Below are 15,623 nucleotides of genomic sequence, written 5' to 3' on the forward strand. Positions count from 1 at the left end.
TTTTTTTGAAATCCTTCTAGAATTAAAAGCGACTCTTTGGCTTCATTTAAAGCAGATGTGTATCCTGGATCCTCATCAACCAACACCTCTAATTTTTTGATATCTATTTCTCGTTGAGCAATCTGTTTACGAATGATAAATATCTCCTTGGGATGACCTGAGAGCGTGAAATACCCACAGGGTAAACCAGATTGGCATTTCATCGCAAAAGGGCATCCCCAACGGCCAACATCGCGTGTACAGCAACCTAATTCGAGAGGATGGAGTAACGCATGTCGTGATATTAATTCAGATGCTTCTTTATCTTTTTGTGATGCAATTAAAGCAGCATGAGCGGCTTTTAATTCAGGTACAAATGAACCAGAAATGGTACTGGTTATATAATTAGCAACCTCTTTATTAGTTTGGCCATAGGTCTGCAAGTTTGTTTTAAAATTAGTTTCAATATTTACCGTTGGGTCGATCAGCATCATCCCAGTTTCTTTAAGGAACGAATTTGAGTGATTCAAGTCTGGTACTTGAACTGAAGTGTTTTCTCTACGGTAAATTGACAATTGATGATCAATGCCGGTTTGGCTTTTATCAGAACGGTCCTCTAACATCATTGCTGATAAGGATGCAGCACGAAAACTTTGCGATTCAGCCACGTACTAAATTCGTAACACGTACTCGAGTCAATAGGGGCTAACAGTGCTATCTAGCTGATATTTTATCTTTCATGAAGTTATTCCTCATTACGTCACGTTTAACATAATATGCATTATGCGAACCTAAGTTGTAGAGGCTCAATGCTAATGTCTAATCCTGGCTCAATCTAAATGTCTGCACTATATTTATCTATGGGGTTAACCTTTCTTTTTTCGACGTGGGGAAAGAAAAAGGATATTTCAACTTTGCTGAAAGGCGGACATTTTAACTTAGCCTTGACATAAGTGTGAAACGAAGAAATACAGCGTTTTGGCTGGTTAATTCCGTGTTGGTTCTTTTTAGCTTCGTTATAGTCGTTCATGAACTTAGCCATTGCCAAAAATGATTTTTCACTAATCCAAACAGTTTTCACCTAATTCATTCCCTATAAATTATCGCTGAAAGATTCTTTCGTCTTCGACCATTAAACTATTAAATTGCTATTAGATCGAACAATTAAAACCCTGTCAACCAGTGGCGCAAGCGCGGTTTCGTGGCACTTAATATGTCCCCCCATTGTATCGGCGAATTGGTATTTAATTTCCTTTGAAAAATCGGCGTGTCGCCTCACATATCTATCGACATAAAAGTTGAGAAATTTGATTTAAGATTAACCAATATGCTACTATTCTGTCTACATAAAACAACATAGGTTATTGAAATAAATGTCTAATATAATTTATTTAAAGCTAACTGGTGAACGACAAGGTTTAATTTCAAGAGGCTGTGGAACTGAGGATTCTATAGGGAATAAATTTCAATTAAATCATCAAGATGAAATATTTATTACTCAGTATTCTGAATCAACATCGCGTATGCAAAATATGACTCACCATCCTGTTGATTTTATTAAGATGATTGATAAATCAACCCCACTGCTTTTAGTGGCAAACTCTAATAATGAAAAGCTTCAATTAGAATTGAGTATTTATAAAACGACAACAAATGGAACCATAGAAAAGTATTTAGTTGTTAAAATTAATGAAGCCTACATTATCAATCGCAATGTTAGAATACCTCATTCAATCAATAGCAATGATATGCAACCAGAAGAATCATTTTCAATTATATATAGGGATATTACATATAATCATATAACTGCAGGAACATCAGGTTATAGCATTTGTGAACAAAGCCTTTAATAGTAATAAGGTTTTTATCATCATGAAATTTTGAAAGATAAAAACCTATTATTTAAATTAGCTTTTTCTTTATTTTAGCTTATTATAAATGATATTTTTCAGAATGAACATCCCGATAAATAAAATCAGAAAAATAATTAAAGTACCCCCCTCACTTTCAATCCCTAGATCTTTTAGGAAAAAATAGATCGATACAGATATGGTAGCTGAAAAAAACAAGTTTACCCAAATAAATAACTCTAAAAAAATCAAATCTAAAATACCACTAAGAAAATCACGCATGTTATTTACCTGTTCTAGCATTATTAATTAACTCATTAAAAGCCAAGTATAAATTATCTAAAACCAGCTTGTTATCCCCTGAAGAAATTAAATTTAATATCTTTTCAAAGAATGGTTCAGCAAAATAATATAACATATTAATGTTTTTTTCTTTTAACTTATTAAAAACAACCGGATGATTTCTATACAGCCTTCTGGATGAAGCGGACATTTTTTCAACAATTCCATACCCAGATAGAACTAAAATAGGAGTACCTAAGGAACCTCTAATGACTGCCGCTTTAGATAAGTTATTTAGAATAATAATTGCAATAAGATTAGATAGTGTATATACCAATATATCTTTAACTAGCATTTTTGCTGAAAATCTTTCTAAAATATTCTGTGGACTTTTATAATTAAAGTAAGGGCTGAAATTTGTTGCATTATTTATAAATCCTGACAAAGTTGAATACAACTTGCTTCTAAAATAATTCTTTATTTCCTGTGATATGGTTTTATCTTCAATTAGCCCATTATCTACCAAAACTTTTAATATGACTTCTAATTTCTCATTGGATGAAATATCAATAATTGAATTAAAAATAGTTGATACTAAATCGGATATTACATCATAATATTTAAATGGTGAAGTTACAATTCGATATAAAATTATTAGTATTTGTAATTCTTCTTCATTCATTGTCTGCCTTAGGGCTGTTCTTAACGGAATTAAATTATGTTCAAAATAACGAGAATGAAAGGGATTTAATTTAGATGGATTCATAGAGAACTCTCTCAACGATGCTCTACTTACACCTTGATATATATCATTTACAACACTTGCTCCTAATTCTGCCGCATCATCAGTAAGCTGCATCCATTGTTCAGTATTTTTAGAGCGATATATCCATCCTTCATCAAAATCTTCCATTGCCATTTTTGTTTCCTTTTGATTTATTTTTTAGTTGTTAATGCATTATAAATTTCACTTAGGTTATATGCAATCAAAACCCTTTTAACGATATCCGCTCCCGCTGACGTAATGAACGGACACCGTTTTCTGGCTAAATACCCTAATGTCATCAACTGCAGTAGCCAATGGATATACGGGACTATTTTTTAAAGCGACTTTAAGCTTTATCTGTTATCAACAAATATTAAAATGCAATACCATGCCACTTAACTCAATTTTCAATTTTATACCAATAATTGGTTCTTGGAGCTCAACTATGAAGATACCTGCTCGATTAGCAAGTAGCCTGCTGGTTGCTACATTATTTAATTCTCATTATATTTTTGCAGAAACCTTATTAAATCAACCTGTTGAACTTAACCACGCAACTGTATTCTTACGTGGCGCCGAATTAGATAACACCGTGACACTGTCACTTAATAAGGGTGAGAGTTCCGTTGTTCTCACTAATATTGCGAATAATATTGACCCGCGTACATTATCGATTAATCTTAAACATGATGATGTGGTTATTCGCTCCGTTAATCTTCAAAAAATAGCAACTGAAGCTAATTATCCAATTGCTATTGTTGAACTTTTGGAACAGAAAAAACTATTAAGTCAGCAAATAGAAACATTGAATATTGCAATTAAAGTAGGTGAAGAACAATTAAGCTTATTGAAAGATCACCGCTTTTTTGGGGAAAATACAGAGCAAACACTAGAAGAATCCGCCCAAAAATTAAATTTTATGCGTCAGCAGATGTCTAATATTTTACAAGATCAACAAGAACACCAGTTGGAATTAGTTGAACTGCAAGAAAAAGCCGCGTTATTGCAGGCAAAAATTGATGAAAATATGCCCTCTTCAATTGGCGAACAAAGCCAAATTGTCTTATCTATCGATGCGAAAAAGCCAGTTACCACAGAGTTGCAAGTTTCTTATTTAACACCTGATGCTGCTTGGTCTCCGAGTTATGATCTCCGTAGCTTAAATTCGCAATCCCCTATTGTTTTAACGTACAAAGCGGATATAGTGCAAAATACAGGCATTGATTGGGATAAAATTAACTTAACACTTTCAACGATTAACCCCTCTAAAAATATCATGCCTTCTGTCTTACAACCTTGGCGTTTGTCCGTTTATGATAATAATGCTCAAATAGCGAGTCAGGCTCGAATGAGAATGCCTGCAGCCCCAGTGGCAATGTATGAAGAAAGTCATGTTAGTGAGAAGAAGACAATCAATTCAGGAATAGCAGACTTTGTTACAACGTCTAATAACGGTATCAATTTAAATTACGAAATCGCCCTGCCTTACTCGCTAAAAAGTACGGTCAAGCCGAATTCGCTCACCATCAAACAACAACATATTGATGTTAAATATAAATATACCGCCACGCCAAAATTAACTGAAGAAGTGTTCTTACAAGCGAATATTGAAGATTGGCAATCACTTAACCTATTGAATGGTAATGCTAATATATATTATGGAAATACTTATATAGGCAATTTCATGGTCAATGCTAATCAATTGGTTGACTCATTGGTAGTACCTTTTGGGGTCGATAAGAATATTCAGGTTTCCCGTGAACCAAATGAAAAAATAAAGAAAAAACCGAGTTTTATGGGGTCAACAATCCAACAAACAGAAAGTTACTTGGTTAAAATAAAGAATATGCATACGAAACCCGTTGAAGTAACAGTTTATGACCAAATTCCAGTAAGTGAGGATAGCGATATAAAAGTGTCTGCAATAGAGGATAAAAATGCGGTCACCAACAAAAGCACCGGTGAAATAACATGGGATATCACCTTAGAACCTAATGAAGAAAAGCAAATCTCATTCAGTTATACATTGAGCTACCCAAAAGACAAACAAATATTGGGGTTGTAACAATTTTTGTGGTTCCCAATAGATAGCGTTAAAATGAAATCACGCTAACACGACAATAACAACTATGAGGTTTTCAATGATTATTTTAGTAACGGGTGCTTCTTCTGGTTTTGGTGAATCAATTGCCCGTCGATTTATCAAACATAATTACACTGTTATTGGTACAGGACGTAGAACAGAGCGTTTAGAAGCCCTCCATAAAGAGTTAGGTGATAAATTTTATCCGTTAACTTTAGATATCCAAGATAGAAAAGCTATCCATGATTCGATTGCAAATTTACCTGCACATCTCAAAAAAATCGATGTTTTAGTGAATAATGCAGGTTTAGCATTAGGTTTAGAACCTGCATTTGACGCCAATCCTGATGATTGGGACGTTATGATTAATACGAATACCAAAGGTTTAGTCAATATGACCTACGAAGTATTGCAAGGCATGGTTGCCAACAATCACGGTCATATTATTAATATTGGCTCTACGGCGGCGAGCTGGCCTTACAAAGGTGGCAATGTTTACGGTGCAACCAAGGCTTTTGTTAAACAGTTTTCACTTGGTTTACGTGCTGATTTACAGGGGAAAAAAATCCGAGTGACTGATATTGAACCAGGCCTAGTCGGTGGAACAGAATTTTCAAATATTCGCTTTAAAGGAGATGATGATAAAGCGGCTAGTACTTATCAAGGCGCTGACGCTCTAACCCCTGAAGATATCGCGGAAACGGTATACTGGGTTGCCACATTACCTGCACATATGAATGTAAATACATTAGAATTGATGCCTGTTTGCCAAACTTTTGCAGGTTTAACAGTACATAAACAGATTTAATTTTTAGTACTATTCTATACAGACGCACTGACACTTTTTTAGCTATACTCAGGTTATCGGTCCTGTTTAGTAAGGAATTTACATGAGTTCACACAAAATGTTGAAAACTGGCTTAACTGCGATTTGTTTATGTCTCCCTTTACTTTGGGCTACATCGTCTTCTGCGGCACAATCCACGACATCATGCACTGCAGGCAGTACTTGCGTTTCTGTGGGCAAAGGCGATGACTCTCTTAATAAAGAGCAAGCGCGTCAAGAAAAGGAACAATGGGATGATACCCGTATGTTGCGCAAAAAGGTTAATACTCGTACCGAAAAAGAGTTTGATAAAGTAGATCAGGCTTTTGATGCAAAAGATAAATGCGAAAAAAGCCTCAATCTAAATGCTTACTGGGAACCGAGCACTAAACGTTGCCTTGATGTAAGTAATGGCCGTCCAATTAATAATCCATAACCTTATAATAGGTTGTCTTATGGAGCTGTTGATCAAGGAGAGAAGATGAAAAAGAAATTGTTGTTACCCTTATTTGCATTGGTGCTAGTGCCAGTTTTTGCCCAAGCTTCATGTGAAAGTGTGATTGAGGAAATCAAACAAAAGATTATCAATAATGGCGTTCCTGCTGATAACTTTAGTTTGGTTGCAGTGCCTAATGATGAAGTTGACTCGTCTAAAGGCCAAGTTGTCGGGCACTGCCAAAATGATTCTTATAAAATCATTTATACTCGTCACTAGGTTACAATTTAGATAGAATCAAGGGCGCTATTTGATGATGGCGCCCTTTTTCTTTATTGCTTATTAAGCAATTAGTTAGGAATAGCGATAAGTTCTTGCAGTTTATCTGTATTGAGGTAATGCCCTAACTCTTTTTCTTCAGGGCGCAATAAATATGGAATTTCTCCAATTAATGGAGCCTTAATATGATGTTGCAACCGGTCAATTATTTGGGCGTAGTGTGCCAACCCTGGGTTGATGCGGTTTGCCATCCAACCTATTAATGGTAACCCATCGGCTCGAATTGCATCAGCGGTTAATAATGCATGATTAACACAGCCATGTTGAATACCGACGACTAAGATAACACCGACCGGCTGATCTTTTAACCAGTCTGCATAAAAAGTATTATCATCAAGTAGATAGCGCCATCCCCCATTACCTTCGATAACAACCATATCGCATTGATGATGTAAATGGTCTAACCCATGCTTTATTTTATTAAAATCAATGCTATTTTCATGACTGTAATTATCTGTGATACGCACAGGATTAACTTCATCATAGGAAACAAGGTCTTGAGAAACACTGTGGATTAGCAATGCATCTTTATTTCTGATTCCTTCAGGGGTATCAATGCATTGATCCGCAATAGGTTTATAGCCCACGGCTTTAATTCCTTGGCTATTTAGTGCTTGCAGGATGGCAAGCGTCGATACTGTCTTCCCGACATCTGTATCTGTCCCGGTAACAAATAGATTGATCATGGTCTTTTTCTATCCTGAAGTGACAGACTTATACAGCAATAAGCTGCAAAAATGATATGGATTCAGTTTATTGGAATGGGTAAGTGAGAAGTTTGCGTTAGCTCAATTTTGTGTACGATAGTATAAATATTATCGAATTGTTTTAGCCTTGTAATAGTTGTAGTAGTAGAGAACCATCATATAACGCTCTCTGTATTAATGACGTTTCACTATCCTTAACGGTAAATATGGATTTTTCTATTACTAAATTAGATGAATATAGAGGGATTGTATGTTTGTTTATATGATTATGTAAACATTCTAAAAATAACTCAGAATCTTGATTCAATGGGGAGTTTACCAAAATTAGCTCGCTCCCTAATAAATTCACCATCAATCCTAATGGTTTTGCCAACCGTTGAGCAACCTGATTAATAAGATAAACACAAAGGCTATCGTTTGATATTGCTCCAGAGCAAATGTTATCAATTGAGATATTTTTCTGATGTAAATGCGAATCAGGGTAGTTTATTAGCAAACTTTCAGCTAGGTGTAATATTGCAGGAATAGAAGTTTGGGTTTCCAAGCAACCATCGCTACCACAATAGCAAAAGCTATGGTTACAGGGTTCACATTGGGTATGGCCGAACAAAATAGGCCGATGGGTATTTGTATCTAATGTTGTTCCATGGCTTAGCACCATGACATTAACAACATCTTGTAGCTGTAAGTAAATAATATTTTTTTCTTTTCTTTTCTCTTGATGAGAGAAATGATCCATTAACGCTAAAGCATCCACAGGAGGGTGTAAATAAACTGGTAAACCGGTTTGCTTGGTAAGAGATTCCGCTATGGCCAGTTGGTGGATTTTAAAAGATGGATGCTGATAAATAACACCTGTATGAGGATCTAATATACCATCAATAAGAATGCTAATTGCAGTGACTCTTTCTAATATTTTTTGATTGCTAGCAAAAAATTGACTGATTAATTCAGTAAGCGAATCCATGAATTCACTATTGCCTAACGGTGTGAATGGATATTCTGTTTGAGCCAAGGTAACTGCGTTAATTTCTTTCAAGGAAATAATCAGTTTCTGGCCTTCAATACGGATCGCTAGAAATTGCCACCCTTCACTTTCAATTACCAGCCCTACAGCTGGACGCCCACGTAAACCAAGCACTGGAAACTCTAACTCTTTGATTAAGTGAGCATCCATAAGTTCACGTGTAATTTTAGTGATACTGGCAGGCGCAAGCTGAGCCTGTTTTGACAAGGCAATACGCGAAATTGGACCATGTTGATCAATGATACGATATACAATACCCGTATTTAACTGTTTGATTTGGTCAATGTGACCAGTTTGATTCACCATGGTAATAATTCAATTCCTTTATAAAGCAATGAGTTATTATGCCTTAATCTGTGTATGAATGATTTCGTTTACATTGAAAATGTGAACTAGCTCACTCTTGGTTGCCAACAATGTTGGCCATCAAAAGATTTGTTAATTTTTTGGCTACGGCAGGTAATGTTCTACGAGTATTGTAGACTAACCAAACTTCAGATGAAGCATTAATATTAGTGAGTTTTAAGTATTTTACACCATCAATTTTCATTCGTGTGAATGATTCTGTAATCACAGAAATTCCCATTCCCGCGGAAACTAATCCTAAAATGGTCATGGCTTCCCCCGCTTCTTGAGAAATGGTGGGTACCACTCCCGCAGATGTTAACAATTGATTTATTTCATCATATAGTGCGGTACCAACATCACGTTCAAAGAAAATGAATGGATAATCAGCAAGTTGTTGAATATCAACACCAACATCAATAAATTCTAATAATGGATGGCCTTCATAGACGGCAACCATAAATGGTTCTTTAAATAATAGTTGGTAATCCAATTGTTCTGGTAACACCGTATTTCTCATAATACCAATATCAATTCGCCCCGTAATTAATGGCGCTATCTGTTGTTTGGTATTCATCTGATGCATATGAATAGAAACTTCAGGGTAAGCTTCCCGATACTGCCGTAAACTCATGGTAACTTTGTGCATAAATGGCGTAGTTGACGTAAATCCAATAGATAACTCCCCAAGTTCGCCTTTTTCCATGCGAGCTGCTTTTGTCGCAGCCGCATCGACTTGAGCTAAAATTTGATATGCCTCTTTTAAGAACATTGCCCCCGCAGGCGTTAACGCAACGTTTCGATTATTCCTTTCTAACAATTTTGCATTAACTTTCTCTTCAAGCATTTGTATTTGCTGGCTTAAAGGGGGCTGTGAAATATGCAGACGTTCAGCTGCCTTGCCAAAATGAAGCTCTTCAGCGACAGCAATAAAGTATCGAAGATGTCTAAGTTCTATACTCATCTTTTGGTTAATACCCATTAATATGTTTAAAGTATTATTATTAATAATTAATATATTAGACAAAAAACTAGAAAGTTTCTATTCTTTGATCGAAATCAAACGTGTTGGTATGACAAGGAATAAACATGGAACACTCACAAAATAGCCTCACATCTGAGCGGCCTAATGAAGGAATAAGAACACCCTTGCAGGGAAATACCACACCCAAAAAACATTATATACAAAGAGATGATGCGCTGTATTTACGTGTAACCTTATCTTTTTTTACGGTGGGCTTTGCCACATTCGCTTTGCTATATTTTGTTCAGCCAATATTACCTATGCTGTCAGAGGATTTTAATATTTCCCCTGCAACTGCAAGCTTATCATTATCACTGAGTACTGGCTTGATGGCATTAGGTTTACTGATTACCGGGCCAATTTCAGATGCAATAGGTCGCAAAAATGTGATGGTTATTGCATTGGCTTGTGCTGCACTATTTACTCTGCTCAGTTCAGTCATGCAGAGTTGGCAAGGGATCTTAATTGCGAGGGCATTAGTCGGTTTATCGCTAAGTGGCGTTGCTGCTGTCGCTATGACTTATTTGAGTGAAGAGATCCATCCAAGTTATGTTGCGTTATCTATGGGGTTATATATTAGTGGTAATTCATTGGGTGGAATGAGCGGCCGTTTGGTGACGGGAGTGATTGCTGATTTTTATTCATGGCGTGTTGCCGTTGTGATTTTAGGTTCGTTAGCTTTGATCGCGGCTATTGGTTTTTGGCGCTTATTGCCCCCTTCTCAGCATTTCCGTGCGAGTTCTTTAAAACCTAAGAATCTATGGGTTAATTTGCATCTACACTTTAGAGACAAAGGCTTACCTTTTCTATTTATTGAAGGCTTTGTTTTGATGGGGGGTTTTGTCACAATGTACAACTACATTGGATATCGTTTACTTGAAGCGCCTTACTCTTTTTCTCAGTCTACTGTTGGCTTGTTATCCGTTATTTATTTAACAGGGACTTACAGTGCGACTAAAACGGGAAGTTTAATTCACAAGTATGGACTTGGACGAGTGCTCATAGCGTCTATTACTATGATGTTAGTTGGTATTTTAATCACACTATATTCAAATGTTTGGTTAGTGCTGCTAGGAATGACAATACTAACAACGGGCTTTTTTGCAGCGCACTCTGTAGCGAGTAGCTGGGTGGGACGCAGAGCTAAACGAGCACGTGGACAAGCGTCTTCTCTGTATTTATTTAGTTATTACGCTGGGTCAAGTATTGCAGGTACGGTTGGTGGCTTATTTTGGCAACACTTTGGCTGGAATGGCGTTGCGCTATTTATTGCTGGAATATTATTTATCGGCATAGTCATTGCTTACCGTTTGAAATCAATTTGTTATAACCAGTAGATTAGGAACTAATAAAGGTTAAACTACCATACCTTCTCGTGATTAGTAGATGATAAAAAAGTCTATTAATTACGAGGAAACCCAATGAAACCATTCTCTATAAAACCATTTTTAATTGCCCCATTACTCCTATGCTGTAGTTCTTTTGTTTGGTCCCATGGCTATGTCGAATCCCCTGAAAGTCGTTCATATTACTGCAAGCAAGGGGGAAATACCCACTGCGGAGCTGTGCAATATGAACCGCAATCTATTGAAGGCCAAAAAGGTTTTCCTCAATATGGCCCAGTTGATGGAAAAATTGCTAGCGCCGGTATTGCTGCTTTTTCTCCCTTAGACATACAAACTGCGAATCGATGGCAACGGGTTATCTTAAATTCACCTGATGTTAGGTTTAAATGGCACATTACGGCAAAACATAAAACGACAAAATGGGAATATTTCATAACTAAGCCAGACTGGCAGCCAAACGCCTTGCTATCTCGTAATCAATTTACACTAACGCCATTTTGTAAATTTGAACGCGTAGAGTTTCCAGAAGAGACTGTTGAGCACAAGTGTGTATTGCCAAAAAATCAAAAAGGTTACCATGTCATTTTAGCCATTTGGACGATAGATGATACGCAAAATGCGTTTTATCAAGTTATTGATACAGAAATAAATTAACGTCAAAGGAAAGCTTATATAAGAAAGGGGCAAGTGTTAAAATGCCTCACTTGCCCTTTTTGACTCTGATTTTCTTATAGATAAACACGAGAGTTTATGTTATTTATTGTTTATTACCTATTTGAATGTTGTAACTAAACTATGAAAAAACAAGATTTAATTAATACGTTCAATGAATTGGAATCACAAATAAACCAATTTAGCCTGTTGTTATTGGAACAATCAAAACAAGTTCCATTTACAGCTCATGTCTTCCAGATACCTTCAGTAATTAAAGGTGAAGAGAATAATGAGATAGAACAAATCTCAGTACAAACATTAGTTGGTCATGATGCGATACGTGAAACAGTAAAGTTAGTTAATTTATTGTTTTTACAAAACAAACCAGACGAGGTCAGCAACAAAGCCGCTATCCGTTTACCGGGGGTTATATGTGTACAAACTAATTTGCAAACTTATCGTAACTTTAATTCATTAATTTTAAAGATCAATGAGTTAAAAATGCATATAAAAGCCATTGTCACACAAGTTGACGAACCTCATCGATTCGAATTTATTCGTGATAGTTTACATGGCCTACTAACATTGAATACCTACCGAACCCTCTCTTCATTGATTGATGTCGATACGATTAATTTTGGCTGGGCGAATAAAAAAGTTATCAATAAAGTCACAAAAGAAGCAATGCTAGACCGCTTACAAGCAAGCTTAGAAAGTGGCCGCTGCCCTCTTCATTTACCAAAAGAGCACTGGCGCTTACAATTGGAAAATGAAATTCGCTTAATTGACGCCCTACCTTACAATGCGGTTTTAAAAACTCAACGGCCAGTCAAAGTTCAGCCAATCGCTCGTGTGTGGGATAAAGAACAACAGAAACAAACCCAGTTTGCTTGTGCAACGCCTTTATTTGTTTTTGCGCTTGAAAAAACGGTGGCAGAAATTAAAGTCGGTGAACTTCCCGATTACCATGCCAATAACATTGCAATCCGTAATCGGCCCAGAGCAAAAGCAGTTGAACTATTAATACCACGTTTAAATTTGTATATAGAACGCTAAAAAAACACCCATCTGTCAAACAGTATGGGTGTTATATAAAGCCAGTTTAATAAGCTAGCTTAAGATTTCATGCTGCCAACCATATCTTCTGGACGAACCCAATCATTGAACTGTTCTTCAGTTAAATAGTTTAGTTTCAGTGCAGATTCTTTCAGCGTCAGCCCTTCTTTGTGTGCTTTTTTAGCAATTTCTGCCGCTTTATCGTACCCAATGTGAGTATTTAAAGCTGTCACTAACATTAGCGATTCATGAAGTAATTTTTCAATACGCTCACGATTTGGTTCAATTCCAATCGCACAATGCTCATTAAAGCTACGCATACCATCAGCTAATAAGCGAACAGACTGTAAGAAATTATCAATTAGCATTGGGCGGAATACATTCAGCTCAAAATTACCGGATGCCCCACCAATGTTAACAGCAACATCATTCCCCATAACTTGTGCACATAACATAGTCAGTGCTTCACACTGTGTAGGGTTTACTTTACCTGGCATGATTGAACTGCCTGGCTCATTTTCTGGGATAGATATTTCACCAATACCGCAGCGAGGACCAGATGCTAACCACCTAACATCATTGGCAATTTTCATTAAAGAGGCAGCTAAGCCCTTTAAAGCACCATGTGCATGTACAAGGCTATCGCAAGTTGCTAATGCTTCAAATTTATTAGGTGCCGTAACAAATGGTTGGCCAGTTAATTCTGCGATTTTTTTCGCAACACGTACCGCATATTCAGGATGCGTATTTAAACCAGTCCCTACTGCTGTACCACCTAGCGCTAATTCACACACATGAGGAACAGAATTTTCAATGTGTTTTTCATTATGCGCTAACATTGCAGCCCAACCTGAAATTTCTTGGCCTAGCGTCAACGGGGTTGCATCTTGCAAGTGAGTACGACCGATTTTTACAATATCTTTAAATTCTTTCGCTTTTGCATCTAATGTTTGATGCAAAATTTTCAGTTCAGGGAGAAGATGTTCGCGGATTGCGACGACCGCAGCAACGTGCATTGCCGTTGGGAAAACATCATTTGAACTTTGACTTTTATTCACATCATCATTAGGGTGAATAAGACGATCATTACCACGTTGACCACCGAGAATTTCGCTACCACGGTTAGCTAAAACCTCGTTCATGTTCATGTTACTTTGCGTACCAGAACCGGTTTGCCAAATAGCTAGAGGAAATTCCGTTGGATGTTTACCAGCTAAAACTTCGTCAGCAGCAGCAATGATTGCATCGCCGCGCTCTTTAGCTAATAATCCAAGATCCATATTAACACTAGCAGCGGCTTTTTTAGTGATAGCGAGTGCGTGAATTAACGCAACAGGCATTTTTTCTACAGATATACGGAAATGTTCTAAAGAACGCTGCGTTTGCGCGCCCCACAATTGGTCAGCAGGTACTTCAATTGGTCCCATTGAGTCTTTTTCAATGCGAGTGGCTGCCATTACTATCTCCTTAGGTACATACACAGAATAATTGATTTTAGAATCATCTGCTTGCAGGTAAGCAAATAACCGAGCAGTATAATGCCACAAATTGAATTTCATTTATGAGACTTGGTCGAGCTTATTGTATTGTAGTGAAAAGGAAATCAGTTGATTTTTATGAAAAAGAGAATTTTGCTATGCTTAAAATGATAAACAAAGTCCAAAACTATGACTGGGGCAGTAAAACGGCCCTGACTAAGTTATATGGGATTTCAAACCCTGGTAGCTTACCTATGGCTGAACTTTGGATGGGTGCTCATCCAAAAGCAAGCTCCGAAGTTCTCGATGCGGAAAAAAATCAAAGTATTCCACTTAACGCCTTAATTGAAAGTGATCCTGAAGCCTACTTAGGTCAGCATGTCGCACAAACTTATCATCGTTTACCTTATTTATTTAAAGTGTTATGTGCTGCTCAACCGTTGTCTGTTCAAGTACATCCAAACAAAACTTATGCTGAAGTTGGTTTTGCTAAAGAAAATTCGGCTGGCATCCCACTAGATTCCCCAATACGCAATTATAAAGATGACAACCATAAACCTGAATTAATCTTTGCGTTAACACCTTTTAAGGCAATGAACGCGTTTCGCCCACTGAATGAAATCGCGCAATTACTGGATTTTGTTTCAGCTGCACATCCTGATATCCAATTATTTGTTCAAGACCCAACAAAAGAAAAGTTATCTCGTTTATTTGCACAAATTCTTAATTTAACAGGTGAACAAAAAGATTTAGCACTTGGCGTATTGAAAGCCGCTTTAAACAGCCGACAAGGCGAGCCATGGAACTCAATAAAGCAAATGGTTAGCCTATATCCTGAAGATAATGGGCTATTTACCCCTCTTCTTCTTAACATCGTTGAATTAGAACCTGGTGAAGCGATGTTTTTATATGCCAGAACGCCACATGCATATCTAGAAGGTGTTGGGTTAGAGGTGATGGCAAACTCAGATAATGTACTGCGTGCTGGGTTAACAAATAAGCACATAGATATCCCAGAGCTGATTGCTAACATTGACTTTAAGCCTACGTTTGCAAAGGATTTATTAAGTATTCCCGAAAAATCTGGAAATATCTGGAAATATAATATTCCAGTAGAAGATTTTGCATTTAATATATATTCTATAACCCACTCGGAAGTTGCGCTATCTAACAATAGTGCCTCAATTTTGTTCTGTATTGAAGGCCAGTTAGTTTTACATTCAAGTAATGATGAAATATGCATTAATTCAGGTGAATCTGTTTTCTTGCCTGCTTATGAGAAAAGCATAACCATTAATGGCAGTGGCAAACTAGCCCGGGTATTTAACAAATAGTGTCATATTCTGTATTTAACCGTCTTCATTGTATGAAGACGATTATATAAAACTTTTATAAATTTATAAGTACGGCAATAACGTGCTGAAA

General features: G+C 36.8%; 14 protein-coding genes and 1 pseudogene. 9 read left to right on the forward strand and 6 right to left on the reverse strand.

The features are described 5' to 3' along the window. Positions 1 to 647, reverse strand: a pseudogene (locus PSF31_RS10305) (hypothetical protein); the annotation flags it as partial. A 705-nt stretch (positions 648 to 1,352) separates the two neighbouring features. On the opposite strand from PSF31_RS10305, the gene PSF31_RS10310 reads away from it, so the two are divergent. Continuing rightward, positions 1,353 to 1,829 (forward strand): Hcp family type VI secretion system effector, encoded by a 477-nt coding sequence (locus PSF31_RS10310; protein ID WP_096863752.1) that lies wholly within the window; start codon positions 1,353 to 1,355, stop codon positions 1,827 to 1,829. A 283-nt stretch (positions 1,830 to 2,112) separates the two neighbouring features. Here the strand turns inward: PSF31_RS10310 and PSF31_RS10315 are convergent, their stop codons facing one another. Then, a complete protein-coding gene (locus tag PSF31_RS10315) occupies positions 2,113 to 3,030 on the reverse strand; it encodes a hypothetical protein (protein ID WP_164561005.1) in 918 nt (305 codons plus the stop codon). A 292-nt stretch (positions 3,031 to 3,322) separates the two neighbouring features. Here PSF31_RS10315 and PSF31_RS10320 point away from each other — a divergent pair, with 292 nt between their 5' ends. The 4 genes from PSF31_RS10320 (at position 3,323) to PSF31_RS10335 (ending at position 6,501) form a co-directional block, all read left to right on the forward strand. Then, complete coding sequence (locus tag PSF31_RS10320; RefSeq protein ID WP_164561004.1) at positions 3,323 to 4,942, forward strand: DUF4139 domain-containing protein; 1,620 nt, start codon at positions 3,323 to 3,325, stop codon at positions 4,940 to 4,942. 76 nt (positions 4,943 to 5,018) lie between these two features. Continuing rightward, positions 5,019 to 5,768 (forward strand): bifunctional NADP-dependent 3-hydroxy acid dehydrogenase/3-hydroxypropionate dehydrogenase YdfG, encoded by a 750-nt coding sequence (ydfG, locus tag PSF31_RS10325; protein ID WP_094960554.1) that lies wholly within the window; start codon positions 5,019 to 5,021, stop codon positions 5,766 to 5,768. Positions 5,769 to 5,850: 82 nt separating this feature from the next. Next, positions 5,851 to 6,222 (forward strand): DUF1283 family protein, encoded by a 372-nt coding sequence (locus PSF31_RS10330; RefSeq protein WP_036957730.1) that lies wholly within the window; start codon positions 5,851 to 5,853, stop codon positions 6,220 to 6,222. Between the two features lie 45 nt (positions 6,223 to 6,267). Then, positions 6,268 to 6,501: a DUF1161 domain-containing protein gene (locus PSF31_RS10335; RefSeq protein ID WP_036957728.1), complete on the forward strand. Its 234-nt coding sequence runs from the start codon at positions 6,268 to 6,270 to the stop codon at positions 6,499 to 6,501. A 71-nt stretch (positions 6,502 to 6,572) separates the two neighbouring features. Here PSF31_RS10335 and bioD read toward each other — a convergent pair whose 3' ends face one another. From bioD to PSF31_RS10350, 3 genes are all read right to left on the reverse strand, one after another. Next, complete coding sequence (bioD, locus tag PSF31_RS10340) at positions 6,573 to 7,247, reverse strand: dethiobiotin synthase (protein WP_004254308.1); 675 nt, start codon at positions 7,245 to 7,247, stop codon at positions 6,573 to 6,575. A gap of 142 nt (positions 7,248 to 7,389) precedes the next feature. Continuing rightward, a complete protein-coding gene (locus PSF31_RS10345; RefSeq protein WP_096863760.1) occupies positions 7,390 to 8,601 on the reverse strand; it encodes an ROK family protein in 1,212 nt (403 codons plus the stop codon). Positions 8,602 to 8,692: 91 nt separating this feature from the next. Beyond that, a complete protein-coding gene (locus PSF31_RS10350) occupies positions 8,693 to 9,604 on the reverse strand; it encodes a LysR family transcriptional regulator (protein ID WP_036957727.1) in 912 nt (303 codons plus the stop codon). 125 nt (positions 9,605 to 9,729) lie between these two features. Here PSF31_RS10350 and PSF31_RS10355 point away from each other — a divergent pair, with 125 nt between their 5' ends. The 3 genes from PSF31_RS10355 (at position 9,730) to tus (ending at position 12,720) form a co-directional block, all read left to right on the forward strand. After that, positions 9,730 to 11,001: an MFS transporter gene (locus tag PSF31_RS10355; protein ID WP_004254299.1), complete on the forward strand. Its 1,272-nt coding sequence runs from the start codon at positions 9,730 to 9,732 to the stop codon at positions 10,999 to 11,001. An 84-nt stretch (positions 11,002 to 11,085) separates the two neighbouring features. Further along, complete coding sequence (locus tag PSF31_RS10360; RefSeq protein ID WP_232062958.1) at positions 11,086 to 11,664, forward strand: lytic polysaccharide monooxygenase; 579 nt, start codon at positions 11,086 to 11,088, stop codon at positions 11,662 to 11,664. A 141-nt stretch (positions 11,665 to 11,805) separates the two neighbouring features. Continuing rightward, the gene (gene tus, locus PSF31_RS10365) at positions 11,806 to 12,720 is read left to right on the forward strand and encodes a DNA replication terminus site-binding protein (protein WP_096863761.1); all 915 of its coding nucleotides are present in this window, start codon (positions 11,806 to 11,808) and stop codon (positions 12,718 to 12,720) included. 59 nt (positions 12,721 to 12,779) lie between these two features. Here tus and fumC read toward each other — a convergent pair whose 3' ends face one another. Next, positions 12,780 to 14,177, reverse strand: coding sequence for a class II fumarate hydratase (gene fumC, locus PSF31_RS10370; RefSeq protein ID WP_036957725.1), 1,398 nt, complete (start codon positions 14,175 to 14,177; stop codon positions 12,780 to 12,782). A gap of 179 nt (positions 14,178 to 14,356) precedes the next feature. Here fumC and manA point away from each other — a divergent pair, with 179 nt between their 5' ends. Beyond that, positions 14,357 to 15,532 carry a mannose-6-phosphate isomerase gene (gene manA / locus PSF31_RS10375; RefSeq protein ID WP_096863809.1) on the forward strand — a complete coding sequence of 392 codons (1,176 nt, stop codon included), beginning with the start codon at positions 14,357 to 14,359 and terminating at the stop codon, positions 15,530 to 15,532. Positions 15,533 to 15,623 lie beyond the last annotated feature (91 nt).

The sequence above is a fragment of the Providencia sp. PROV156 genome, assembly GCF_028480905.1.
GTDB lineage: Bacteria > Pseudomonadota > Gammaproteobacteria > Enterobacterales > Enterobacteriaceae > Providencia > Providencia hangzhouensis.

What these genes read in the sequence shown, in the direction of transcription:
- PSF31_RS10360 (WP_232062958.1), top strand. Translation starts at nt 11,086, where the DNA reads ATGAAACCATTCTCTATAAAACCATTTTTAATTGCCCCATTACTCCTA.
- ydfG (WP_094960554.1), top strand. Translation starts at nt 5,019, where the DNA reads ATGATTATTTTAGTAACGGGTGCTTCTTCTGGTTTTGGTGAATCAATT.
- PSF31_RS10355 (WP_004254299.1), top strand. Translation starts at nt 9,730, where the DNA reads ATGGAACACTCACAAAATAGCCTCACATCTGAGCGGCCTAATGAAGGA.
- PSF31_RS10310 (WP_096863752.1), top strand. Translation starts at nt 1,353, where the DNA reads ATGTCTAATATAATTTATTTAAAGCTAACTGGTGAACGACAAGGTTTA.
- PSF31_RS10330 (WP_036957730.1), top strand. Translation starts at nt 5,851, where the DNA reads ATGAGTTCACACAAAATGTTGAAAACTGGCTTAACTGCGATTTGTTTA.
- PSF31_RS10335 (WP_036957728.1), top strand. Translation starts at nt 6,268, where the DNA reads ATGAAAAAGAAATTGTTGTTACCCTTATTTGCATTGGTGCTAGTGCCA.
- manA (WP_096863809.1), top strand. Translation starts at nt 14,357, where the DNA reads ATGCTTAAAATGATAAACAAAGTCCAAAACTATGACTGGGGCAGTAAA.
- PSF31_RS10320 (WP_164561004.1), top strand. Translation starts at nt 3,323, where the DNA reads ATGAAGATACCTGCTCGATTAGCAAGTAGCCTGCTGGTTGCTACATTA.
- bioD (WP_004254308.1), bottom strand. Translation starts at nt 7,247, where the DNA reads ATGATCAATCTATTTGTTACCGGGACAGATACAGATGTCGGGAAGACA.
- PSF31_RS10315 (WP_164561005.1), bottom strand. Translation starts at nt 3,030, where the DNA reads ATGGCAATGGAAGATTTTGATGAAGGATGGATATATCGCTCTAAAAAT.
- PSF31_RS10345 (WP_096863760.1), bottom strand. Translation starts at nt 8,601, where the DNA reads ATGGTGAATCAAACTGGTCACATTGACCAAATCAAACAGTTAAATACG.
- fumC (WP_036957725.1), bottom strand. Translation starts at nt 14,177, where the DNA reads ATGGCAGCCACTCGCATTGAAAAAGACTCAATGGGACCAATTGAAGTA.
- PSF31_RS10350 (WP_036957727.1), bottom strand. Translation starts at nt 9,604, where the DNA reads ATGAGTATAGAACTTAGACATCTTCGATACTTTATTGCTGTCGCTGAA.
- tus (WP_096863761.1), top strand. Translation starts at nt 11,806, where the DNA reads ATGAAAAAACAAGATTTAATTAATACGTTCAATGAATTGGAATCACAA.